Here is a 21,236-nt window from a genome sequence, read left to right on the forward strand (position 1 = left end):
TCTCCTCCTCGGGATCTGATGTTTTAATCAGCACTGTTGAGAAACAGCACTGGTGAAAGCATCCCGGGAAAAAAACTTTGCTTTGAATGCCTGCACTAAATCGTCACGTTGGGTAGCCGTGAGATTGACTCCGGTCACGATCACTTTTCCGCCGGTAAAGGAAGCATGGTCGATCAAAGACTGAGCAACGGTCCCGGGAACGTAGTGTCTGAAGAGATCGGTCAACGCAGTTTTGGTTTCCTCCGGCAGAGCTGCTTGCAGACTGACCGTTGACAAAACTGTTTGTCCTTGGCTGCCTAACGAGTCAAAAATATTGGTTGCGTTATTCGTCTGAAGGGTGCCGGACGAGTTCAGGCGTCCATTAGCAGCAAATTCAAATCCGTTTTGAAAGTTCAGTGCACCGCTGTTGTTGAGGCTGCCGGAAATTGCATAGTGAGCAGTTTCAGTCCAGTTTCCCCGGTTATTAAGAGTACCGGCAGAGGTTAGGTTACCTCTGGTAGTGACATTCCCGGTTAAAGAAAGCGTCCCGGTGTTTGCCAAAGTTCCATAAAGATTAGCGCTGCCAAGGGTCAAATTGCCGGAGTTTGAAGCTGTCCCGTTGCTTTGATTAAAGTTCGATACTGAAAGCGTTCCGGCATTAGTGAGTGTGCCATTTTCTTTCGTTAATGTGCTGAAACTATAGTTGCCCCCTGTAACAGACAATGAACCATTATTCTTGACGGTTATGGTTGGGGAATTACTAAACTGTCCGCCTCCTAACACCAGATAGTTTCCAACGTTTTGTCCCACAACGATGGGATTCAAATTTACGTAAGTTCCGCCGAGCAGTTCGAGCCCTTGAGAAATTGTCATTGGTACAGCGGTACTTTCAACGTAGCTGCCGCCGCGAACAATGACCTTCCCAAAATTGACCGTTCCGCTGCCTGTTTTAAAATCGACGGTTCCGGAAGTCTCTAATACGTTCGCGGACAATGAGATGTTGGGACTGGCATTCCCATAGACGCTATCGCCTAGTGTCCCAGATTGTCCTACCTTTAAAACTCCGTTCACTTGGACAGAGCCGGTTTCACCTCCGCGGTCTCCGGCAAAATAAAGAGAGCCGTTAACATTTAAATTTCCACCGACAGACAGCGTGCCGTTCGATCCTCCTCTTCCAGATCCGTGTCCGGCTAATATGAAGATCGTCGGATTGTCAATCGTCATGTTGTCCCTGACAGTCAGAGACTGAATAGGCCGTCCTGTATCACCGTGTGAACAATCAAAGGCTATGAAAGTCCAGCCTGATCCCCGATCAGGCACTGTCAGACTGCCGTTGATTACATAATCCGAATGGATCATGCTGGAACCGTTGTCATGAAATGAGAACGCAATGTTGTTCCAATTTGTCTCACCATCGACGGTTGTAGCAAACACACAGGAAGGAACCAGAGCAACGCTTGCTGCTATCACTGCTGTCGTCTTTCCGCAGGTTTGACAGGCCGAAGTCATCGCTTCAGAGACGGCGACGAAGCACCCGCGAACTCTGCTCCATACTTTTTTATAAACATGATTCATTTTTCTCCTCCTCGGGATCTGATGCTTTAATCAGCACTGTTGAGAAACAGCACTGGTGGAAGCATCCGCATCCGGGAGAAAAAACTTTGCTTTGAATGCCTATGTAGGCAGACAAGGAGAATCAGCCGAAATTTAAAAAAATTCCTCGGAAATTTTCCGAGGCAAACAAGATGGAAGTAGTGAATCAGAACGGAACCGTTTCTTCTATGAGCGGCCCGACGCGTGGCAAATCTTTCCAGCAGGTTGTATATCCCGGGCTCAAACGCGCACGGGACATTTCCCAAGCGTCTTTGCCTAATTTAGAAGCCGCAAAGCAGAGCGTATTTTTACCGTAGCGCGTGTTGATGGAATCCATCAGTTCACAGATGATCTGCTGTTCTTCGGTTTCCGTCTCTTCAAAAAAATCCTTCGTGACAGCGTCTTTTGAAATAACTTCGCCAACATATACACCGGCGCGTTTGTACAGGTAACCTTTGCGATAGGTCTGATTAAGCAATCGCCGGGCGTAATGAATAATCGTATTGGTATCCGAAATAGGATAAGGAAGGCCAATACACGGATAAGCGTGCTGTTGGCCATCCTGAAGGCGGAAAGGATTCGTGTTTAAGACAATACCGATGGTGTGCGCCACCGTACCTTCGCGACGCAAGGTTCTTCCGCATTCCTGAGCATGAAAAGTGATTGCACCTAAGAGGTCATCCTTATCGCAGACTAAATGACTGAAGCTGCGGCTTCTCATGATTTGCTGTCTTTTTGGTTTTACAAGTTCCAGTGGAATGCAGGACGTTCCCTGAAGTTCTCGTACCGTCATGGAAAGCGTAATGCCGAACCGGTCTCGGATGGTCTCAGGATCTGCACGGGCTAAATCTAAGGCCGTCCGAATACCCATCTTTTCTAGGTGTTCCGTATAACGTCTCCCTACACCCCAAATTTCAGAAACTGGTTCGCAAGCAAGCGCTTTTGCCTGCCGCTGAGGTGTTAAGTCGAGCCAATTGCACACACCTTTAAGTCCGGCGTAGTGCTTGGCCAGATGGTTGCAGTACTTAGCTAAGGTTTTTGTGGGGGCAATACCGACGCACGTGGGGATACCGACATCTTTAAATACTTTGTTCTTGATCCGAAAGCCCAGCTGAGTCAGGTCAGTGCCTAATCCCTCGTACCCGCTCATGTTGGCGAAGCACTCATCAATACTGTACGGATCGATGCAGTCAACTTGAGATGCGATGGTTGACATCATGCGCCCGGAGAGATTGGCGTAGAGTTCGTAGTTACTTGAGAAAACGGCGACGTTTTCCCGTATGCAGAATTCTTCGATCTGGAAGTACGGCTGGCACATTTTGATGCCGAGCTTTTTGGCTTCCTTCGATCGAGCAACGACACACCCGTCATTATTACTGAGCACAATTACGGGACGGTCGGTTAAGTCCGGACGAAAAACTTTTTCGCAGGAGGCGAAGAAAGAGTTTCCGTCCACCAGCGCGAACACCTGCATACTTAGTTGCTTTTAATCGTGTACTTCACAACACCGATAAAGCGCCACTCGTCGTAGTCTTTGGGAAGAATGGGTTTGTAGATGGGGTTTGAGCTTTCCGGGAGCAGACGCAGTCCCTTATCGTCTTTCACAAAGCGCTTAACGGTAAATTCGTTGTTAATGCTCATAATGACAATGTCTCCGTTCTGGGGCTCCGGCGAGCGGTCGACGACCAAGAGGTCGCCTTCGTCCATACCGGCCAAGTCCATTGAGTCGCCTGTTACGTAGACAAAGAATGTCGAGGCAGGATTGGAGACTAGGTATTCATTCAGATCCAGTGACTTGTCTACATAGCTTTCTGCCGGGGAAGGGAAGCCAGCCTGAACGCCGCATTCGTAGACAGGAATGCTCAAGTGCGTCGGATTCATGGCCGGAACCAGAATTTGATCTGTATCAAGCGTGCGTGCGGGTTCTGCGACGCGTTCCAGTTCACAGCGAAGCCATCTTGCACCGCCTAACTGTTTGAAAACAGGAACCAATTCGTCCGTTAGGCAGACAGAAACGCGTTTTGTATTACCAAGACCTTTGCGGCCTGCACCTTCGCGAGCGCCCCCGCGGTTTTCTTTTTTAGTTGTTTTATCCATGATAAAGTAAAAAGAGGGAAATTTTTGAAATAATCATACTATTTCAAAAATCTGTAGTCAATTATTCCCGTTGCTATGAATCAAGGATACCCACCGCTTTAAAAAACCTTAGAATAGTCCTAGACGAACTCCGACCGGTTTTAGTGTCTTCTAGGTCGGCAAAGGTTAGCCCTGCATCAGCAGGGCTTTTCCTTCTAACAATTTTACAATTTTAATTGGTCACCAAAGTGGTCACTAAATTCTTCTTTAAGTTGTTATCTATTTGAATTTAAATTAGTTTAAATTCTCCCCCTCTCCGCCATTCGTTAGTTCGCATAAGTTCATATGCGTTCAAAAATCCCCTAAAATTCAGAAAGTTGCGAAACAGTTGTAACAAACGTTGTTCGTATAAGTTCACATGAGTTCACATGCAGCCGCAACTAAATGGTCACTAAACTGGTCACTAAATTTTGAGTTTTTTCTTCTTAGTGACCATGTTGAATTTGGAGTTTTTGGATGCAAGTTTCAACAGTCTTAGAAATAAAAAATCTAACGGCGGAAGGATATTATTCAATTACCGGAAGCCGAGGCCTTCAATTGCGTGTCACCAAATACGGCAAAGAGTTTTATTTCCGCTATTCATGGAAAGGGAAAAGACAACTCTTCAAGATAGGCACATCCGACTCGGTTACTCTTTCGGATGCTAGAAAAAAAGCTATCGAGCTCTCTGAACTGCTCCGTAAAGGAACAAACCCAAAAGAACAAAAGACCGCTGGAAAGGAAGAATGCACCGTAGAAGTTAAACGTAAGACATTTAAAGAATGTGCACTTGATTGGGTTAAAGAAAGAGCTACCAATAATTTCTGGAAAAACAATGTCAAAGGAGAAGCTAATACATTAAGCAGATTATCGAACCATGTTTTCCCAAAAATCGGTGAAAAGGCGATCGAGAGTATCGAACCGGAAGATATTAAGGATCTTCTGCTCCCTGTTTGGAACAGGAGTCCCTCCACATCTTCAAAAATTCTCGCTGACGTTAGAGCTATTTTACGATGGGCGATCGCTCTTCGAATCAGAAAAAACCGCGAGAACCCGGCTGATCTTTCCGGAGCTCTTGGGGTCTTAATGGAGCCATACAATAAAAACAGAAAGGAAGAGGAAAATTATTCCGGGTTAGATTTTCACGAAATTCCTGAGTTTGTAAAAGACGTTAGTACTCTGAGAAGCAGAACAGCCGAGATGCTTCTATTTTCGATTTATCTAGCTGCCAGATCTAAGCCCGTTAGAAATGCCAAGTGGTCGGATATTGATATTGAGAAAAAAATCTGGAATGTGCCGCCGGAGGATGACAAGGTTAAAGGCTCAAAACGTTCCCGGACTATCTTCTTAAACGAAGCAGCCGTTACGCTACTCAAGAACGTAGTTCGGTTCAGTGAAAGTCCATATGTTTTTTGTAATTCCTACGGAAGGCCCTATTCCGATATGGCTATGAATCAACTCATTCGAAAAGCCCACGCAAGAAAGAAACTTCTGGACGGAATCGGCTGGATCGACAAGGAAAAATCAAAAAGAATTGGAAAGGAATGTATCGCTACTCAACACGCAACAGCTCGCAGCTGTTTTGAAACTTGGGCAAAGGATGACGTGCTCGGGAATAACAAACGATTCGATAAAGAGGCCATAAATCTCAACATGTTGCACGAACGTAATGATCCTTATAAGGGAGCTTACGACAGAAGCAAAATGGAGCTGGAACGCAGGAATATGATGGAGGAATGGGGAAAGTTTTGTACCCAGCTCCTATAGCAGTGAAAAGCAAATACACAATTCTTTAGAATGGTAACGGGGCGGTCTTTTCTTAGGACCATTGACTAAAAAATGAAATCTTCCTTTTCGCATGACTAAAACAGTTACCAAAAATAAAGTTCGATCTGTAGAACCGCTTATTGCCGATCTGGCTAACGGGTGGATGAAATCTTATAACTTAGACTACAAACTTGAACAAGAGCCGTTAAACACAGAAATCGACAAGGCACTGGACGAATATTTTTCCAAAAGCGGAGGAAAAGGAGGGAATAGACCTGACGCAAAACTGCTGCTACAAGATAAAAACCTCAACTATTGGCCCGTTCTTATCGAATACAAAGGCTATAAGGGTAAGCTTGAAAAACTCGACTCTTGCGGGAACATTGACAACTTAACAGCTCGGAATGAACCAAACTATTCAAACATCAAATCTTTTGCGGTAAACGGTGCTGTCCACTATGCAAACGCTCTGCTCCACCATACGAGCTACACCGATACCATTGCCATTGGGATGACGGGTTACAAAGACGAGCTGGGCAAACTAAAGCACTCAATTGCGGTTTATTACGTCTCTAAAAATAATTTGGGTGTAGGACAAAAAGTCGGGGAGTACACAGATCTATCATTCTTACCCCCCCCCGAATTTGACAAGTTTATTGAGAAAGTTAAAACCTTAAATATCAGCGCTGAACAACTAGAGCAATTAAGAGAGCGAAAAGATCAAGAAATTAAAGCCAGCTTAGTAAAGTTAAACAACGACATTTATCAGAACGAAAAAAACTTGTCTGAAAATGACCGGGTTTATCTCGTTGCCTCCTCCATCATTGCCACTCTTGGAGTTCCCGGAAAAGTAAAGCCTTTAGAAAAAGAAGATCTGAAATCCTCGCCGGAACCCGGTAATACAGACGGCGAAATTATTCTCAGAAAAATTAAAGCATTTTTGACAGAAAAGGCTCTGCCCGAAACAAAAAAAGAGCTCATCGTCAGAACTCTTCAAAATACTTTAACCAGTGATAACTTGAACAAAATCACTGCCGGTGAGACTCAGCTTAAAAGAGTCTTTAATAAAATTGTTGATGACCTTGGCCGTTATTACAAAATCGGATTGACAACAGACTTTACCGGCAAACTCTTTAATGAAATGTACGGTTGGCTTGGTTTTTCTCAAGACAAATTAAACGATGTCGTTCTAACACCTTCCTACGTTGCAAAACTTTTGGCTAAGTTAGCCAGAGTAGATATGAATTCCTACGTTTGGGACTTTGCCACCGGCTCGGCGGGATTATTGGTTGCAGCTATGAACGAAATGTTGATAGATGCAAAAAACAAAATTAATTCCCCGGAAGAACTAGCCCGAAAGGAAGCAACTATTAGGGCCGAGCAACTGCTCGGTTTAGAAGTGCTCCCAAGCATTTATATGTTGGCTATTCTGAACATGATTCTTATGGGGGACGGTAGCTCCAACATTCTTAATAAAGATTCATTGCACGATTTTGACGGGAAATATGGCTTCGGGAAAGTAACTGAAAAATTTCCGGCCAGTGCCTTTGTACTCAATCCTCCCTATTCCGCAGCCGGAAACGGAATGATTTTCGTAGAAAAGGCTTTGGGGATGATGGAAAAGGGGTACGCTGCCATCATCATTCAAGGGTCGTCCGGAAACGGTAAGGCAGTTGATTACAACCGCAGAATCTTAAAAAAACATACTTTGTTGGCAAGTATCAAAATGCCAATTGACTTATTTATCGGAAAATCTAACGTGCAAACTTATGTTTATGTTTTCCGCGTAAATGAGCCACATCAAGCTGATGACACTGTAAAGTTCATCGACTTTTCTAATGACGGATACACTCGGACAAACCGTAAAAAGGCCAGCGTCAACCTTAAAGACACGGACCATGCTAAAGAAAGGTATGAAGAGGTTGTTCAGCTGGTAAGGTTTGGCAAAGAAAAGCTGAAATATCTTACGGAAAAAGATTATTACGAGGGAAAGATAGATCCCAAAAACGGAAAAGATTGGAATCAAAGTGCGCCGATTGATACTCGACCACAGTTAGAAGATTTTAAGAAAACAGTTAAAGATTATCTCAGCTGGAGGGTTTCTCAACTTATTCAAAATGAGGGGCATGAGTTGGGAAAATTTTGAGCTCCCGTTTGGAAGTGCTTGAAAATAATTTCAAGAAAAACGGGGGCTGTTTCAAAGAAGTAAAAGTCGGAAAATACTTTACCAAAATTAACACACCAAGAAAAAAGGATTTCAATAAGGCAAGCGATACAAGACCTATTCAATCCAAAGAGTTTTCCCTTCCCTTAGTCACGGCTACACACGGAGATAACGGGATTATGTATTACGGTCGTGCCGAGGATTGGGTAACCGAATCTATGACGCTCAGCGTCATCCAAAATGGTGCAATCGCAACAGGGGACGTGTATCCGCAACCACAAGAAACTGGCGTAATATGGGATGGCTACCTCATTAAACCAAGCTTTGACACATCTGAAAGAATCTTAATTTATTTAGCATCCGCGTTGGAAAAAACTATTAAATTAAAGTTTTCTTACGATAACAAAGCAATTTGGCAAAAGGTTAAGCAGGAATATATTTCACTTCCGATAAATTCTCATTCAAATGAAATCAACATTGATTTCATGGAGGATTACATTCGTGAAATTGAAGAGAATTACATTCGCGAGATAGACAGATTTTTATTATCTTCTGGTTTAATAAACTGTTCACTTCCAGAGATAAATCTAGCAACTAATTTTGAGGCAACGAAAGAAGAAATTCTTGCGATTGAAAGCTTAAAAACAAAAGAATTTAAAAAATTTAAAGTTACTGACATTTTTAATATTAAAAACACAAGTAATCTTCTGTCTAGAGATATTAAGGAGAACTCAGGTCTGGTCCCCTACCTTTGCGCAAGCGCCGAAAACAATGGAGTAAGTAGTTATATTTCTTACGATGATTCTTCGTTTTTAAACAAAGGAAACTGTGTTTTTATAGGAGGGAAGACCTTCGTTGTCTCCTACCAAGAGAAGGATTTTTTCTCGAACGACAGCCACAATTTGGCCTTGTACCTTAAAGAGAAAAAATACTCTAATCAAAACATTTTCCTCGGGTTAGCAACCTGTATTAACCTGAGCTTGGGCCATAAGTACTCTTGGGGCAATAGCATAAGTTCACAAAAAATAAAGCATGACTTTGTAACTTTGCCTTTAGAAAACGGTCAGCCTGATTTTGAATTCTTAGGACACCTCGCCTCTGCATTGAAAAAATTAGTTTTGAAATCTTTCAACAATTTCATGATCGCGAAGAAATCTGAGTTAAAAATTCAGTGAGTTTTAAAGATCCCCGAAACCGAAGGTTTCGACCGCGATAGCGGTGGGCAGGACAGCCGAAAATTTCCAATTTTCGACCGAGCGACAGCGAGGTGCTGATGCATTTTTAATATCAGGTCTTTAGAACTGATATAAAAATGCGATCCTGCCTTAGTTCTTTTTTGCTTTTAATTTGTTTTTAGAGGGGACGCTAAGCGCTCCCCTCAACCCCTAGCCCGGCAGCCTCGTTTTTTCAAAGTGAGGCTGCAAACGGGCTCTGATTTTCCAAGTTGGTCTTAAGTTTTCCACAGCCGGTTTACACGGCTTGTGGGAAACTTCCTCTCTGCTTGCAGTTGTCCATAACTTTCCCCAAGGGAGCGCTTGGCTCCGGCACTGGCTGTAGCGACCGGGGTTTGTTGTGGGCAATTGCAAGGGCCGAAAAGTTTATTTGAATAAACTTTTTGAGAAGTTCAAACCGAGCATTCTGTTTCGGGTCGAGCCGGTTTTTGGATTAAATCTCAAGTTTTCCATAGCCGCTTACAGCGGCTTGTGGAAAACTTCCTCTCTGCTTGCAGTTGTCCATAACTAACGCCTAAGGGAGCGCTTGGCCCATCACTGGCTGTAGCGACCGGGGTTTGTTGTGGGCAACTGCAAGGGCTAAAAAGTTTGTTTGAACTAACTTTTTGGGAATTTTGATTTAAAAGTTGGTTCAAACCAACTTTTTGAAAATACCTTAGAAGTCAAAAGGCCTCCGAAGAGGCCCTTTGATTATGGTATTTTCTATGAATTATTTTCCGTTAACTGCGTCCTTGAACATTTTCCCGGCTACAAATTTCGGCAGCACAGAAGCCGGAATTTTGATTTCTTTGCCGGTAGCCGGATTACGTCCGGTTCTAGCAGCACGTTCGGCAGATTTAAAAGTACCGAAACCGATCAACGCGATTTCATCACCAGCCTTTACCGTTTTGACCACTTGGGCAATAAGAGCCTCTAAAATTTCTTTGACGTCGGCCTTGGATTTTCCGGTTTCTTCGGCAACGGCTGCAACCAATTCAGTTTTGTTCATTGCGTTTCTCCTTAAAAAATTGAAACTAGTTAGTAATATCTCGGGTTTTGGGGCTAATTTTATCTTGTTTCTCGGGCTCTTCTTCTTTCAACTTGAGAGTCCGTATTTTGCGGCTCCGGGCAATTCGCATTCGGCCCGACAAATTTGAATTGCTCAGTGAGCACTTTCCTCAAAAATTGCTTTCGGGTTTCGCATTCTGAATACTGCCAGCGCAGACTCTCTACCAAACGAGAGTCGGAAAATAAACGAGGTTTGCTCAGCTGCTCTATGGCGTCCAAAACGTCCTTGGCTTCTATGAAAATAGCGACATCTCGGCGCCCGGCCAGCTCGGCCCGCTTTTCTTCAAGCCACTTCTTGACTGACTCATTCATTTTTCTTCTCCGTTTTCTTTACCGCTGATCTTATTTTTAACCTATCTTTATGCTGCAAAAGAAATTCGTCAATCTCTTTGATATGCAGACCTATTTTTTGATCCAGCTGTTTGAGGACTGCCGGTATCTCAGCAATGTCTGACGGATTTAATTGTCCCGATTTATTCTGTTCATTCAAAACTCTGGCTATCTGGTTCAAGTTCACGCCGATCCGATTCAGTGAAAGAGTTGAATCGGATATAAGCTGATACTGTTTAGGATCAATCTGGGATTTATTCAAAAGCAATTCTCTGACAGCAGATACGATTAATGCCTGACGTGTTTGTCCTCTGACCGTCGCTAATTTCCGAATGGCTTCCAGCTCGCTTTTTGTCATTCTAAGAATAATCGACGATTTATCCTCTTCGCTGCTTTCTCTTTCAACATCAAGCGATACTTTTAGCTCCGGCAGGTTAAGAGACTCCTTTATGACTTCTTTTATGACGAAGTGGGTGTAGGCAGATAGATTCATATTGTTTAACCGGGCAAGCTGTTTCCAGATGTCTTTTTCTTCCTGCGTCAGCCATACACTCATTGATGTTTTATCTTTATTCATACCGAGACTGAGGGGCACTAGGCCCCTTCTTATCAAGCTTCTATGATTCGATTTAACGTCACGTCTTCAGCCGGAACTTCCTCTTCCGTACCGTCCTCATATTTCACTACAACGAACCCGTCCAACGTTTTTTTCTTATACAGCAGTTCGCATTCTCTGCCTTCTATCAAGCATAGGATCACGGGTTTTTTATAAGTAGATTCTTCAGATTGCTTCTGCAAAAAATCATCCGCTGCTGTTTCAAGTTCTTCAGATACGTCAAGACGCTCTTTCTCGTCAGTTGTGGTCTTTTTTTCATAGTTGTCGATTGAACCGCAATCTTCCGGCGTTTCAATCTCTTCTTTCAGACCCTCTTCTGAGTTAACTGTTTCGGCTTCTTCAGATTCGCTGTCAGCCTCTTCCGGCTTATTGTCTGACTCTTCAGAGGCAACTTTATCTTCCGTTGCTGGTGAGACTGATGTATCTAAAACAGGTTCATCCGACACTTGGTCTGAAGGCTGAGATATATCTTCTTGGTCTTGAAAAGTTTGTACGTACAAACTTTTTGGTTCAAACTTTCGGGCTTCAGCTTGACTGATTTTTTCGCTTTCGGCTACAAATTTCGCTGTCTCCTCGGGATATTCCTGCCAAGTTTTGAAAAGGGCATAAGCAGACTGAATACTACCGATTTTTTTTGAGGTTAACGCTTCTTTAATGCATTCTGGCAATTCCGGCCATACGGCATATTGAGAAACGATAGCCTTATTCAAACCCAATTTTTCGACTACTTCAGCTTGTTTATCACCGGCCTCCAACTGTCGGCATATAAACTCTGCGATTTCGACCACAGTCAGATTGGCTCTTTTAATGTTCTCGGCCATTTGGACATAACCGATTTCTTCCGGTTTGAGCGTCTTTTTGACAATTGCGCGGATTGTTTTGGCTCCGTTCAGCTTTACAGCCCGGAACCGTCTTTCTCCGGCAATGATGTAATACTCGCCATCTTTGTCCGGCGAAGGGCGCAGAACAATCGGCTGGATAAGGCCGTGTGCTTTAATGCTTTCTGCCAGTTCCTTTAATGCATCCTCGTCAAACTCTTTACGCGGCTGCTGAGGATCGGCTTTAATGACTTCGACCTCGACATCCCGCATTGTCTCTTCAGGTACGTCTGAGCGTCTGTGCGTAAAGTCTTTAGCTGCTTTATTGATATTGCCTAAGTTCAGATTTAATCCCATTTTCGTTTCCCTTATTAAGGTTCAGCAACAGGCTGAACATCAACTGCTATCAATTTGTCACTGTCTTCGGATTTCTTAATTTGAATTTGTTTCTGGGGCGTTAATCCGAGCTGCTTGAATATTGATACCCAAACTCTTGCCAGTTCGAGCGCTTCGCGTCTTGGTTTGCCGTTTTCGCTGAAAAATACGGGACGGCAAAACTGCTGCGCAGCTGTGTATTCGCTGCGGTCATAGATGCAGCACACGCCTTCAAACTTTCCGGTTTTCGGCTCGTATTTCTTCAGAAGCAGATTTTGGGTTTGCTCGATAACCCATTCAAAGTTTTTCTTTTGAATGCCCTGCATCTTCACCATGCTCATCAGCAGCCCCAAAAATTCCAAGGAATTGTTCACGTTCTCCTGAATAACTTTTGCACGCGCTAAAGTTTTTTCGACCCCACTGATAGATTCTGATTTGACCTGAAAGGGGATTAGGTAATGCGTGCTTAGGCTTAGTGCAATCAGCTGACGAACATCGGCGCTCGGTGAGCAATCAATAATGCACAGGTCGAAATTGTCACTCACGGCGTCCAATGCCGAATAAAGATTTTGTGTGATTCCTGCGGCATCCCTCATACTTTCCAGCTCAAGCAGATTGTCGTCTCCGGGAATGACCATGAAGGGCTCTTCTGCCTTCACTAATCCACCGTTTTTCATGATTAAACCGGCGGTTGTTTCGGTCGGAACGCACAAGCCTGAGTTAATCAGAATATCGCTTGTGTTTCTTTGCTGGTCTAAGTCAACAACAAGAACCCGGTTGCCGAGTTTGAAACGGCAGAAAAGCGCAAATTGCGTGGCGATAAATGACTTGCCTACGCCGCCTTTCTCATTGATGATTGCTAATGTTTTCATGGTACCCCCTTTTGTTAATCCTTGATCTTTTTAAAAGCCGTGATTTCTTCAGAATAAAATGTCCAATTTCCTTTTTTCCACCCGGCGCTTCTTTGCAAGCCGCCTTTTAGCATGACTTCATAAACTTCTTCCGAGTCGGGTTTAAATTTCGGGTATGCATTCCAGCCGCCGGGATCGAGCTCGGTTTGATTCTCCAAAACCGCTTCCGCCGGACGCGGTGAAAACTCTCTGTATGCTGCAATTTGATTTTCAAACCGAACCCAGTACTTATCTTTGGTAATTTTTCCGGTACGGTATGACCCGTTTTTCAGTTTGACCAACCAATAATCGCACTCTCTGGTTTCACCGTTAATGGCCGGTTCAGTATCCAGTCTGGGCGGTATGACATCAGGCCATGCATTCCATTCGTGAGGCCGGTACTGTGACTCTTTAAGAAGGTGCGCTCTATCTGCAATCACATCTATCTGTTTGCCCGTGATGCTTAAATCTGAAGGGATACTGAATACCAAGTTATTGGCATTTCGATTCTCAAAGGCCGCCGAAAAGATTTCAGGAAAGACTGAATCATCTTTCATCAGCATTCGAATTGAACCGATCAAAGTCTGATCGCAAAGTTCTTCCGGATTAAAGGGTGCTGTCATGTTTTTCTCCTAGGGTTTTATTTTTAGAGGTCGCCAAGCCACAACTTCCGTTGTCACCGGGTGAATCAAACCGCCCTCATATTCAACGGTAAAAGTTACATCACCGATAAATGTCTCGGTTTAACGCAGGAAGTCTCGGCTTGGGGCTTCCGACTGTTTTTTGTCTGAGGTTGTTCGGCATGACTGTCTCGGTTACTGTTTCTTGCGGAATAACGGAAATTTCGTTCCGTGCAGGTCGATAAAAGAAATCTCTGTGAATAGATCAGAAGTCTGAAGCGCCTCGAGGCACATACGGAATCCGTTTGTTTTTGAATCTATTTCCGGGCATTCTTTTCGGAATACTTTGAGCGCTTTTTTAAAGAGTTCGTCGTCCAGACAGGAAATCAAATACTGCTTCTCTCCCATTGATTCATAAATGAACCTGTCCAAAGACTTTTTCTGCTGTCCTGATTTCATTTTGTCCCCCTGTAACTTTCCCAGTTGAAAACGACAAAAGTGTTTGTCTCAAAAATCCGATCTACAGTGCGTTCGTCCATGAACTCTTCCAAGGAATCCTCCCCGCGCATGGAAAGGTTGGAAATGAGGATGGTCGGCTTTAATTGTTCGTAACGGTCATTGATGATCGCGAAAAACAGATCTTTTTCTCTCGGAGAAATCTCGCGATTCGTACCGATTTCGTCGATAACCAAACAGTCCAACCCGGCAAGCTTCTTAAGGTACTTTTTCTGAGAATCATCCGTCGAGTTCCATGTTGCTTTCACAGCCGTAAAGACTTGATCCAAAGACGTGTAAAGCGCTGCTTTCTTTCCGGCAATAATCTCTTTCAGCAAAGAACAAGCCAAATGCGTTTTTCCGGTTCCGGGGCGACCGGTCAAAAGCAGTCCGTGCCCCGTTTTACGGTAATCCCCGAAACGCTTCACAAAGTCTCGGCAAAGGGTTACTGCGGCCTTTTGCCCGTCGTTCGTCACTTCATAGGTTTCAAAGGTTTGATCTGTGAATCTGGCAGGTATCAGCGCTTGGCCGAACGCGGCCTGACAGCGTTTTTCTGCTTCGCAAATCGGACAGCCGTTTGTGTAGCGCGTCCCTGAAGCATCCGTTATGGAATACACGTAAGATGTACCGTGAATCGGACAAGTTTTAAAAGTCTTTTGGACGTTATCGGTATCGGATGACATGGCGTTCCTTGGGTTAGTAATCGTTGGGGTTAGCGTTCGTAATTCGGATCAAGGCTGTAGGAGCCGTCGGGATTCTTGATTAACCCTTCCGTCCAGTCTCTGTCCGAATACTTCTTTTTCTTCGGAACGTAATTCGGGTCGGGGCTCCAAGATCCATCGGGGTTTTGAATCAGTCCTTCCGTGTAATCGCGTTCAGAACTTCTTTTCTTCGATCGTTTTTTTACCGTCACGGGTTCGCGTTCAAGTGCGGAGATAACGTAAGCGATTGACCCCGCAAACATGGCCCCTTCAGAACGTTTTTGTTCTTTGCATCTGGCAATCAGCTGGTCAAAAGCCTCTTGATCGAACCGTGGAAGAACCTCGGAAAAAAGCGCATTGAAGCGGGTTTGATTTCTGTCTGAGCGCGAAACCCACGCTTCGAGAAACTTTTGGTCTAACCCGGAATCAACCAGAAGCGTTTTGGCTTCCTGAAGCGTCCATTTTTTTCCGGTAAAGAATTTTTCAATTTCGCGCGAATTTTGATTTTTAAAATTTTCAGTTTTTTCTTTAACTGATTCCGATACCGATTCCGATTTATTTTTTTTATTAATTAAAAAAACATCAGATATCGGATTAATCGGATTATCCGACGCGCATACGTGCGCACACGCGAGGGACGGACCGGCTTCCGACTCGAACTCGGCTGTATTGGTCAAATTTTCTATTTTTTCTTGAAAATCAAAGGATTGGGCTTTATCAGTTGTAGCAAAATTTTCGTTTGCTAGATTTTTGCCAGCAGTTTGCTTGGCATTTGCTACAACTTTGCTAGAACTTTGCCAGCCGTTTGCTACAGTTTTGCTAGGAGTTTGGTAGCAGTTTGCTAGAGGTTTGCTAGAAGTTTGCTTGGCGTTTGCTACAACTTTGCTAGAACTTTGCCAGCCGTTTGCTACAGTTTTGCTAGGAGTTTGGTAGCCGTCTGCTAAAGGTTTGCCAGAGGTTTGCTTGATCTCTTCCGGTTCTTCGCCAATTGTTTGCTGCTCTTCCGGAACTTCGTTGACAGAGATTTCTTCATCAAAAACGGGAGAATTTTGATTTTTTCGGTTTCGGGCTTTCGTTAAGCCGCCTTTCATTCCGGCCAGAGCTCGGGCGACTCGTTTTTGAACTTCTTTTTCGATTAATTGCTCTATGTTTAATTGATGTTCTTTTCTCTTCTCGATTTGACTCTCTATCCTTATGTCAATGAAAACATCGCCTTTCTTCGTGAAAAATTTATTAAGCACTTTGCCTAATGTCTTTTCATGAACAGGGGTATAAACTGGGTAGAGCCCTTCGATATCATCTTCTGATAATGGGCTTCCTTTTAATGCGTAAGCTGAACGCAACTTAAAGAGGCAAGCAAGTTGAGGTTCCGGAAGCGATAAATAGTCCTGCGTATATTCTTCTGCTGATAGAAAGTAACAAGGACTTTCAAATTGATTGGATTTACTCATATTGCACTACCCGTTGCCTATAAAAATCATCTGCCTCGATATGAGTAAATCATAATAGTAAAAACCAAATTTGTACACTACGTACAAATTTATTTTTTTTATGTTGTAAAATATTGGTATAGTGATTCCCCGGAGATATTTTTATGGCTAAAACTACTTTTTGTTGTATTTTGGTTGCTCTTGCCTGCGGTTGCGTTCAAGCAGCCGATTCTTCCATAACGGACCTGAAGTCTGCTAACTTTCAACAATTAAAGTTAGAGGCTTCCTCGTTGGAGTTAAACGAACGGCAATGCAATAAAGATTACCTTTGGGAATTTCGAAACAGACTGACGGAGTTGCAATTTCAAAAAGTGATTGACTTTAAAACCAAGTACTCAGTGGATCGCTTGGTAGAGAAACATCTCAAAAAATGTGTTGATGCCAAACTCTACAAATAAAAGTCTGGGTGGTTTGAGGAGTTGGAGTACGGCTTACAGACTTGTTCCTGTGCAAACGTATAACGCCTTAGCTAATATTTTTATTTTTGATAAATCCGTCAAACGTTGAGAAAAATCATCGGTTCGAATTTGATAGCCCCCTTCATAGTCAATGGAGATCAGACGAAGTAACTGTTCTCCGTTGACTTCTATCAGGTAAATACCCTCGCGTGTAAAAGTATTAACTCCAAAATCAAGGATCAAAGCATCGCCAATCTTACATTTTGATTTCAAAGAGTTATCTTCAACGACTACAAATCGCAAATTTTCTTCAGAAGTGGCTTTTAAAACTGACTTGATAAAATAATCACTCAATTTCATTTCTCCATCGAAAAGTGTAAAAGTTAGATTCGATGGAGTGGCGCTGTTTAAACGATAGCTTCTTATCCTATTGAAAGAAGATTTCAAAAAATTTTCAGATTCCTTAATTAGTTCAGTTTGAGGTTTATCGTGAACTACATCCATCCAACCCGGTTGAAGGTGTAGTTTCATTTCAATTTCTCGCGCAACCTCCGCTCCCATAACTCTTGGAGTTTTGGCGCTAGGCGGTTGAGATTTGTTTTTTATTTGGTTAAAGGTTCCGTCATACCGTTTTCTTCCCAAAGCAGAATTGAGATTAGCGACGGACTTATACATAGAGATCAGCTCTATTAAATTTTTCCGACGGATTTCATGCACATCTGTCATTTCTTCACCTCTTAGAAAGATATAACAGAAGCAGCTTTTTTGTTTATTCTTAGATGAGCTAATAAAATTTGTACTTTTTGTATATTATTTGTACATTGTTGTACAAATTCAGGTAAAATAAAGACAACAAAAATAAGGTGTAGCAATGAATTTGAAAGACTATTGTTCGTTTCTAAAAGAAGCTGGGGTTGCTGATCCTAGACGGTATTTAGCAACCGAGCTGGGGCTTTCTAAAGCGACGATTAACTCTTACATCTGCGGGCGTCGTTTAATTTCACCCGAGAATTGCCTGACATTGGTCAACCTTTCTCGTGGACACCTAACTTGTGAAGAGTTGCGTCCCGATATCCCTTGGAAGTTCGCTCAATTAGATAGAAGTAACGCTGAAACCGGCAGATTAAAAAAAGAGATTAAGCAGTATTTGAGCTGCCCCGGAGCAGAAGCGTTAAGCGCTTGAGGTTGATCCTGAAAGAGTTGAAGCAAAACATGATAAACATAGACTTTCACACAGCCGGTTTGCTTTTCGTCACGCTGCTATCTTTGATAGTTGCGGGCCATATCATTGTTTTGTACCTTATTTGTTGTTTTTCTCATTCACTTGAGATTCAAGTCATCATCCATAAAGTCAACGCTTGTCTCTTAGTTTTTCAGGCAATTTTAGCGGCAGCCCTTATAGGTCTATATATATGCCGTCCTGATCCCATGTCTTCGTCGGATCAGGCAGATGACAGTAAGCTTTTTGAACTACAGACGCCTCCCCCTGTAGAACTTCATAGGAGAGGGTAAAAATGATGTTATTTTCTGAACTCAACATCGTTTCTATTTCTATCTCTTTTGTCGTTCTGGCTTTCATAAGAGAGGCTAATTGCAACGACTTCTTAAAATCATTGTTTACATTAAACAAGCCATTTTTTACGGCAATAGACATCAGCAGACAATCTCTGTCCCCGGCTTTGACTGTCACGCGTACTCTAGTTTCAGGGTGTAGAAAACCTTCTATCGGCATTACATACAGTTTTAGGCCTCGCTTGAAAGCAAGTTCTTCTTCACTTGCTCTTGCAGTACGCCACGAGGCCCTTGCAGCAAAGATTGAAATGCATACCGAGATAAATGACAAAACTATTGCAATTAAGTCGTACTTCAATTTTTTACTCCGGGTATTGGGTTTGGATTTTTGTCTGACAGCTCAAATTTTACCCAGTACACCGGAGACCAATTTCGTGAGGATGAGATGATGGCCGAGCAGAAATTCTTCTTCATCCTTCTTCTTTCCGGCCTTTGCTGTCTGGCAATTGCACCTTTATTCCTGTTCCGAAACAGCGAAAGAAACTCAGTGTCTTTAACCGCACCCGGACTAATGCTTATCGGCATTGCGTTTGTCCTTATCGGCTGCTGCGGTTTTGTGGGACTGGACAGTTACGGGGGCTGATATGACAAAGACTCTCAGATATTTTGTAGGACTTTCAAAAAATGCTGATGACAGATTTTTTTCAGCAGCTGCCGACGAACATTGTGACGGTCGATTTTTGGAAAGCAATGGCACCCGCGACACTTACCTTGGGGTGCCTGCACATGTTGATAGTGATAATTTCTTTGCTGATTCGGACATTACTAAAATTTCCGAAACTTTCCAAGATTTTTCAAGGGCCGCCCCTCTCGTTTTTGTTTCCAACGAAAATAAAAGAAATTCTTATTCCAGCCTTATTCTATCTTTTGGCAGCGTTTGTCTTGCCGAGTTTGGCAATTGTTGCTCTCAGATTCTGAATTTCGTCCGTTGCTCTTTCAATAGTTTGTATAAGTTCCCTTCGCTCTTTGCTGCTTTCAGTGGCAAGGAAGAGGCTTACGGCCGGAACAATGCAGGCAAGGAAAGTACACAAGAAAATCAAAATATCACGACTTTCTTTCTTTTGGTAGACAGTTGCCAAAAGACAAAGAAGCAAAATAACAGCAATTCCAAAGAGTACGAACAGGACTTTACGAATGAGTTTTTCGGAATTGAACATTGTTTTTTCCTCCGGGAATTGATTAGCGATTTGAGTTTGGCAACTAAATTCTATTCTTTTCCTCGGAGGCCCAATTTCCTCGGACTCTTGGTAAGCAAATCGAGACAAGCACACTACCCCCGCTTGTCAGATTCGCTAAAGAGGTCTTCAGCGCTTTTAAAGTTTCTGAATTCTTTGGTGCCATTTTCCTTCGGGTATATAGATCCTTGCAGGCACCTCTTCTCTTTTTTCGGGAACAGGACTGATTTCTCAGCGGCGCTGTTTTTTATTCCTGATCGGAGGCTCTATGAGTAACTTAAGCCTCAATCAATTGAGACCTGAACAGGTCTGCGAGCGTCTCGGCTGCGGTAAAACCCAGTTATACAAATTGGTAAAAAACGACCCGACGTTTCCGAAACCGATTCAATTGTCCAGTAGATGGACATTTTGGTACGAGTGTGAAATAGACGCTTGGACGATAAAAAAAGCCGCTGAGCAGCAAGGCTTAAGCGTTGAAGCGATGACGGAACGACTAGCTAATGCAAGCGCTTTTTCCATGAAATTCAAAGAATTGATGGCAAGCTGAAAATGAAAACAACAATCTCAAATCCCAAAACATTACTAGCCTTGGCAGCCGTCAGCGCCCTGCTGTCCGGCGCGGGTTTCAAAGTGTTGGCTGATACGACGGATTATTCTCAAATCCCGGGTATGCCGAAAATCGAATTGATGACCGGCAATGACCGCTGGGGATGTGAAGTTCTCCTTTGTCTAGCCAATCCTAACGGCCCTCGTGCTGTTTCTGAGTGCCGTCCTCCGATTGACAAGCTTTTTGACTGTCTTTCTTGGCGGCATCCGTGCAAGTTTCCGTCGTGCCCGATGGCCGGAGACGGCAACTATGCGAAGCAGCTTTCTGACGGATTTGATCCTTGCATCCTTCAAGGGATGGAAGATGCTCCTCAAGGCTGGATCGTTGAAGGAAACATCAACGACAACAATCAGTTCAAAACTGACCGTCGGAAAAACAAACTACTTAGAAAAAATAATGCCAGCTACAACTGGGGCGGTGAGCACTGGTTCAAAGCAACCGAGGACTCTCCCGGACATTGGGCAGGCACTAAGGCTTGCGTTAAGGGCTATCAAGGTACTGCCTATGAGAGTTACACCTGTTATGACAGCTCAGGAGACAGCAGCAGTTCTTCCGTTTGCTACCGCCCTGTCCGCGTATATGAACAGGTGAAATGGCAACAGTATCAGTCCAGACGAGCCATTGATGTCTTCATCAACGGCAAAAACTGGACACGCGTGCATTGGTAAAGATCAAAGGTTCATCATGGTTGAAATAACTGCCTCTGATATTTTTTGGATCGGAGCAATGGACAAAATAGAGATCGGCTTAATTGTAATGTTCCTGTTTGCTCTCTTTTTGGTCTTTATGGCTGCCGATTCGAGTTCCGTAGCTGTTTTCTTATTTGCTCTCCTACTTGGTATTTTTTCTATGACGGCTTGGGTCTTTATTCCAAGTTCGAAAACTTTGGCTGCCATGAAAGTTCTACCGGCGATCGTTAACAACCAGCGAATACAAGGTGTCGCCGAAAGCGCCTTGGAACTGACGGAGCGGTTTCTGCAAGACAATCTGGAAACTTTGAAAAGCAAAGAAAAATCGGGAGATAAAAAATGAGAATCAATAATGTGGAATACCCGAATGTTTCCATCCGCGTCATCGAGTCAAAACGTGTTCTGGGTCTTACCGGGCCGAAGTCGATTCACCTTTATGAAGCAAATATCAAAAGAGGCGCAGTAATCCAGAAAAGAACTTCTGAAAACATAGCCGAACTTCAGGACTGGATTCTTTTGAAGGTCGGAGGCCGATTACGGTCAGCGTAACAGTTAATGCCCGG

The 21,236-nt window shown here is 43.4% G+C and carries 25 protein-coding genes; 10 read left to right on the forward strand and 15 right to left on the reverse strand.

Annotated features, from left to right (window positions below):
* Nucleotides 1–27: 27 nt before the first annotated feature.
* The 3 genes from RDK53_RS05885 to RDK53_RS05895 all read right to left on the reverse strand — a co-directional run bounded on the left by RDK53_RS05885 (nt 28) and on the right by RDK53_RS05895 (nt 3,669).
* Entirely contained in the window at nt 28–1,554 is a 1,527-nt protein-coding gene (locus tag RDK53_RS05885) for an ESPR-type extended signal peptide-containing protein (RefSeq protein ID WP_308513714.1), read from the reverse strand.
* A gap of 184 nt (nt 1,555–1,738) precedes the next feature.
* A complete protein-coding gene (locus RDK53_RS05890; RefSeq protein WP_290174413.1) occupies nt 1,739–3,046 on the reverse strand; it encodes a Y-family DNA polymerase in 1,308 nt (435 codons plus the stop codon).
* A gap of 2 nt (nt 3,047–3,048) precedes the next feature.
* Nucleotides 3,049–3,669 (reverse strand): translesion error-prone DNA polymerase V autoproteolytic subunit, encoded by a 621-nt coding sequence (locus tag RDK53_RS05895; RefSeq protein ID WP_308513715.1) that lies wholly within the window; start codon nt 3,667–3,669, stop codon nt 3,049–3,051.
* Between the two features lie 495 nt (nt 3,670–4,164).
* Here RDK53_RS05895 and RDK53_RS05900 point away from each other — a divergent pair, with 495 nt between their 5' ends.
* From RDK53_RS05900 to RDK53_RS05910, 3 genes are all read left to right on the forward strand, one after another.
* Nucleotides 4,165–5,454 (forward strand): integrase arm-type DNA-binding domain-containing protein, encoded by a 1,290-nt coding sequence (locus tag RDK53_RS05900; RefSeq protein ID WP_308513716.1) that lies wholly within the window; start codon nt 4,165–4,167, stop codon nt 5,452–5,454.
* A 91-nt stretch (nt 5,455–5,545) separates the two neighbouring features.
* Nucleotides 5,546–7,600 (forward strand): N-6 DNA methylase, encoded by a 2,055-nt coding sequence (locus RDK53_RS05905; protein ID WP_308513717.1) that lies wholly within the window; start codon nt 5,546–5,548, stop codon nt 7,598–7,600.
* Nucleotides 7,601–7,614: 14 nt separating this feature from the next.
* The gene (locus tag RDK53_RS05910; protein WP_308513744.1) at nt 7,615–8,793 is read left to right on the forward strand and encodes a restriction endonuclease subunit S; all 1,179 of its coding nucleotides are present in this window, start codon (nt 7,615–7,617) and stop codon (nt 8,791–8,793) included.
* A gap of 766 nt (nt 8,794–9,559) precedes the next feature.
* On the opposite strand, the gene RDK53_RS05915 is transcribed toward RDK53_RS05910, so the two are convergent.
* The 9 genes from RDK53_RS05915 to RDK53_RS05955 all read right to left on the reverse strand — a co-directional run bounded on the left by RDK53_RS05915 (nt 9,560) and on the right by RDK53_RS05955 (nt 16,193).
* On the reverse strand, nt 9,560–9,838 hold the full coding sequence (locus tag RDK53_RS05915) for an HU family DNA-binding protein (RefSeq protein WP_308513718.1): 279 nt from the start codon (nt 9,836–9,838) through the stop codon (nt 9,560–9,562).
* 59 nt (nt 9,839–9,897) lie between these two features.
* The gene (locus tag RDK53_RS05920; protein ID WP_008812115.1) at nt 9,898–10,209 is read right to left on the reverse strand and encodes a hypothetical protein; all 312 of its coding nucleotides are present in this window, start codon (nt 10,207–10,209) and stop codon (nt 9,898–9,900) included.
* Nucleotides 10,202–10,822, reverse strand: coding sequence for a plasmid mobilization relaxosome protein MobC (gene mobC / locus RDK53_RS05925; RefSeq protein WP_308513719.1), 621 nt, complete (start codon nt 10,820–10,822; stop codon nt 10,202–10,204). Before mobC ends, RDK53_RS05920 begins: the two co-directional genes overlap by 8 nt.
* Before the next feature lie 14 nt (nt 10,823–10,836).
* A complete protein-coding gene (locus RDK53_RS05930; protein WP_308513720.1) occupies nt 10,837–12,018 on the reverse strand; it encodes a ParB/RepB/Spo0J family partition protein in 1,182 nt (393 codons plus the stop codon).
* Between the two features lie 14 nt (nt 12,019–12,032).
* The gene (locus tag RDK53_RS05935) at nt 12,033–12,908 is read right to left on the reverse strand and encodes a ParA family protein (protein WP_308513721.1); all 876 of its coding nucleotides are present in this window, start codon (nt 12,906–12,908) and stop codon (nt 12,033–12,035) included.
* Between the two features lie 14 nt (nt 12,909–12,922).
* Entirely contained in the window at nt 12,923–13,549 is a 627-nt protein-coding gene (locus tag RDK53_RS05940; RefSeq protein WP_308513722.1) for a hypothetical protein, read from the reverse strand.
* Nucleotides 13,550–13,741: 192 nt separating this feature from the next.
* Nucleotides 13,742–14,005, reverse strand: a complete 264-nt coding sequence (locus RDK53_RS05945; RefSeq protein WP_308513723.1) for a hypothetical protein — start codon at nt 14,003–14,005, stop codon at nt 13,742–13,744.
* Nucleotides 14,002–14,724 carry an ATP-binding protein gene (locus RDK53_RS05950; RefSeq protein WP_308513724.1) on the reverse strand — a complete coding sequence of 241 codons (723 nt, stop codon included), beginning with the start codon at nt 14,722–14,724 and terminating at the stop codon, nt 14,002–14,004. The genes RDK53_RS05945 and RDK53_RS05950 overlap by 4 nt, the downstream gene beginning before the upstream one ends.
* Before the next feature lie 29 nt (nt 14,725–14,753).
* The gene (locus RDK53_RS05955) at nt 14,754–16,193 is read right to left on the reverse strand and encodes a hypothetical protein (protein ID WP_308513725.1); all 1,440 of its coding nucleotides are present in this window, start codon (nt 16,191–16,193) and stop codon (nt 14,754–14,756) included.
* Between the two features lie 143 nt (nt 16,194–16,336).
* Here RDK53_RS05955 and RDK53_RS05960 point away from each other — a divergent pair, with 143 nt between their 5' ends.
* Nucleotides 16,337–16,630 carry a hypothetical protein gene (locus RDK53_RS05960; protein ID WP_302296054.1) on the forward strand — a complete coding sequence of 98 codons (294 nt, stop codon included), beginning with the start codon at nt 16,337–16,339 and terminating at the stop codon, nt 16,628–16,630.
* Nucleotides 16,631–16,663: 33 nt separating this feature from the next.
* Here the strand turns inward: RDK53_RS05960 and RDK53_RS05965 are convergent, their stop codons facing one another.
* Nucleotides 16,664–17,356, reverse strand: coding sequence for a hypothetical protein (locus RDK53_RS05965; RefSeq protein ID WP_302563837.1), 693 nt, complete (start codon nt 17,354–17,356; stop codon nt 16,664–16,666).
* A 145-nt stretch (nt 17,357–17,501) separates the two neighbouring features.
* On the opposite strand from RDK53_RS05965, the gene RDK53_RS05970 reads away from it, so the two are divergent.
* Nucleotides 17,502–17,813, forward strand: coding sequence for a YdaS family helix-turn-helix protein (locus RDK53_RS05970; protein WP_302563838.1), 312 nt, complete (start codon nt 17,502–17,504; stop codon nt 17,811–17,813).
* A gap of 213 nt (nt 17,814–18,026) precedes the next feature.
* Here the strand turns inward: RDK53_RS05970 and RDK53_RS05975 are convergent, their stop codons facing one another.
* Nucleotides 18,027–18,500 carry a hypothetical protein gene (locus RDK53_RS05975; protein WP_308513726.1) on the reverse strand — a complete coding sequence of 158 codons (474 nt, stop codon included), beginning with the start codon at nt 18,498–18,500 and terminating at the stop codon, nt 18,027–18,029.
* A gap of 30 nt (nt 18,501–18,530) precedes the next feature.
* On the opposite strand from RDK53_RS05975, the gene RDK53_RS05980 reads away from it, so the two are divergent.
* Nucleotides 18,531–18,785, forward strand: coding sequence for a hypothetical protein (locus RDK53_RS05980; RefSeq protein WP_308513727.1), 255 nt, complete (start codon nt 18,531–18,533; stop codon nt 18,783–18,785).
* Between the two features lie 277 nt (nt 18,786–19,062).
* Here the strand turns inward: RDK53_RS05980 and RDK53_RS05985 are convergent, their stop codons facing one another.
* A complete protein-coding gene (locus RDK53_RS05985) occupies nt 19,063–19,359 on the reverse strand; it encodes a hypothetical protein (protein WP_308513728.1) in 297 nt (98 codons plus the stop codon).
* A 286-nt stretch (nt 19,360–19,645) separates the two neighbouring features.
* On the opposite strand from RDK53_RS05985, the gene RDK53_RS05990 reads away from it, so the two are divergent.
* Genes RDK53_RS05990 through RDK53_RS06005 form a run of 4 tightly spaced genes read left to right on the forward strand, consistent with a single transcriptional unit; the run spans nt 19,646 to nt 21,222 of the window.
* Nucleotides 19,646–19,924, forward strand: a complete 279-nt coding sequence (locus tag RDK53_RS05990) for an AlpA family transcriptional regulator (RefSeq protein ID WP_278748454.1) — start codon at nt 19,646–19,648, stop codon at nt 19,922–19,924.
* A 2-nt stretch (nt 19,925–19,926) separates the two neighbouring features.
* Nucleotides 19,927–20,652, forward strand: a complete 726-nt coding sequence (locus tag RDK53_RS05995; RefSeq protein WP_308513729.1) for a hypothetical protein — start codon at nt 19,927–19,929, stop codon at nt 20,650–20,652.
* A complete protein-coding gene (locus RDK53_RS06000; RefSeq protein ID WP_308513730.1) occupies nt 20,609–21,016 on the forward strand; it encodes a hypothetical protein in 408 nt (135 codons plus the stop codon). Before RDK53_RS05995 ends, RDK53_RS06000 begins: the two co-directional genes overlap by 44 nt.
* Entirely contained in the window at nt 21,013–21,222 is a 210-nt protein-coding gene (locus RDK53_RS06005; protein ID WP_308513731.1) for a hypothetical protein, read from the forward strand. Before RDK53_RS06000 ends, RDK53_RS06005 begins: the two co-directional genes overlap by 4 nt.
* Nucleotides 21,223–21,236: the final 14 nt, after the last annotated feature.

It is taken from the genome of uncultured Turicimonas sp., assembly GCF_902477955.1.
In the GTDB taxonomy this organism is placed as follows: domain Bacteria; phylum Pseudomonadota; class Gammaproteobacteria; order Burkholderiales; family Burkholderiaceae_F; genus Turicimonas.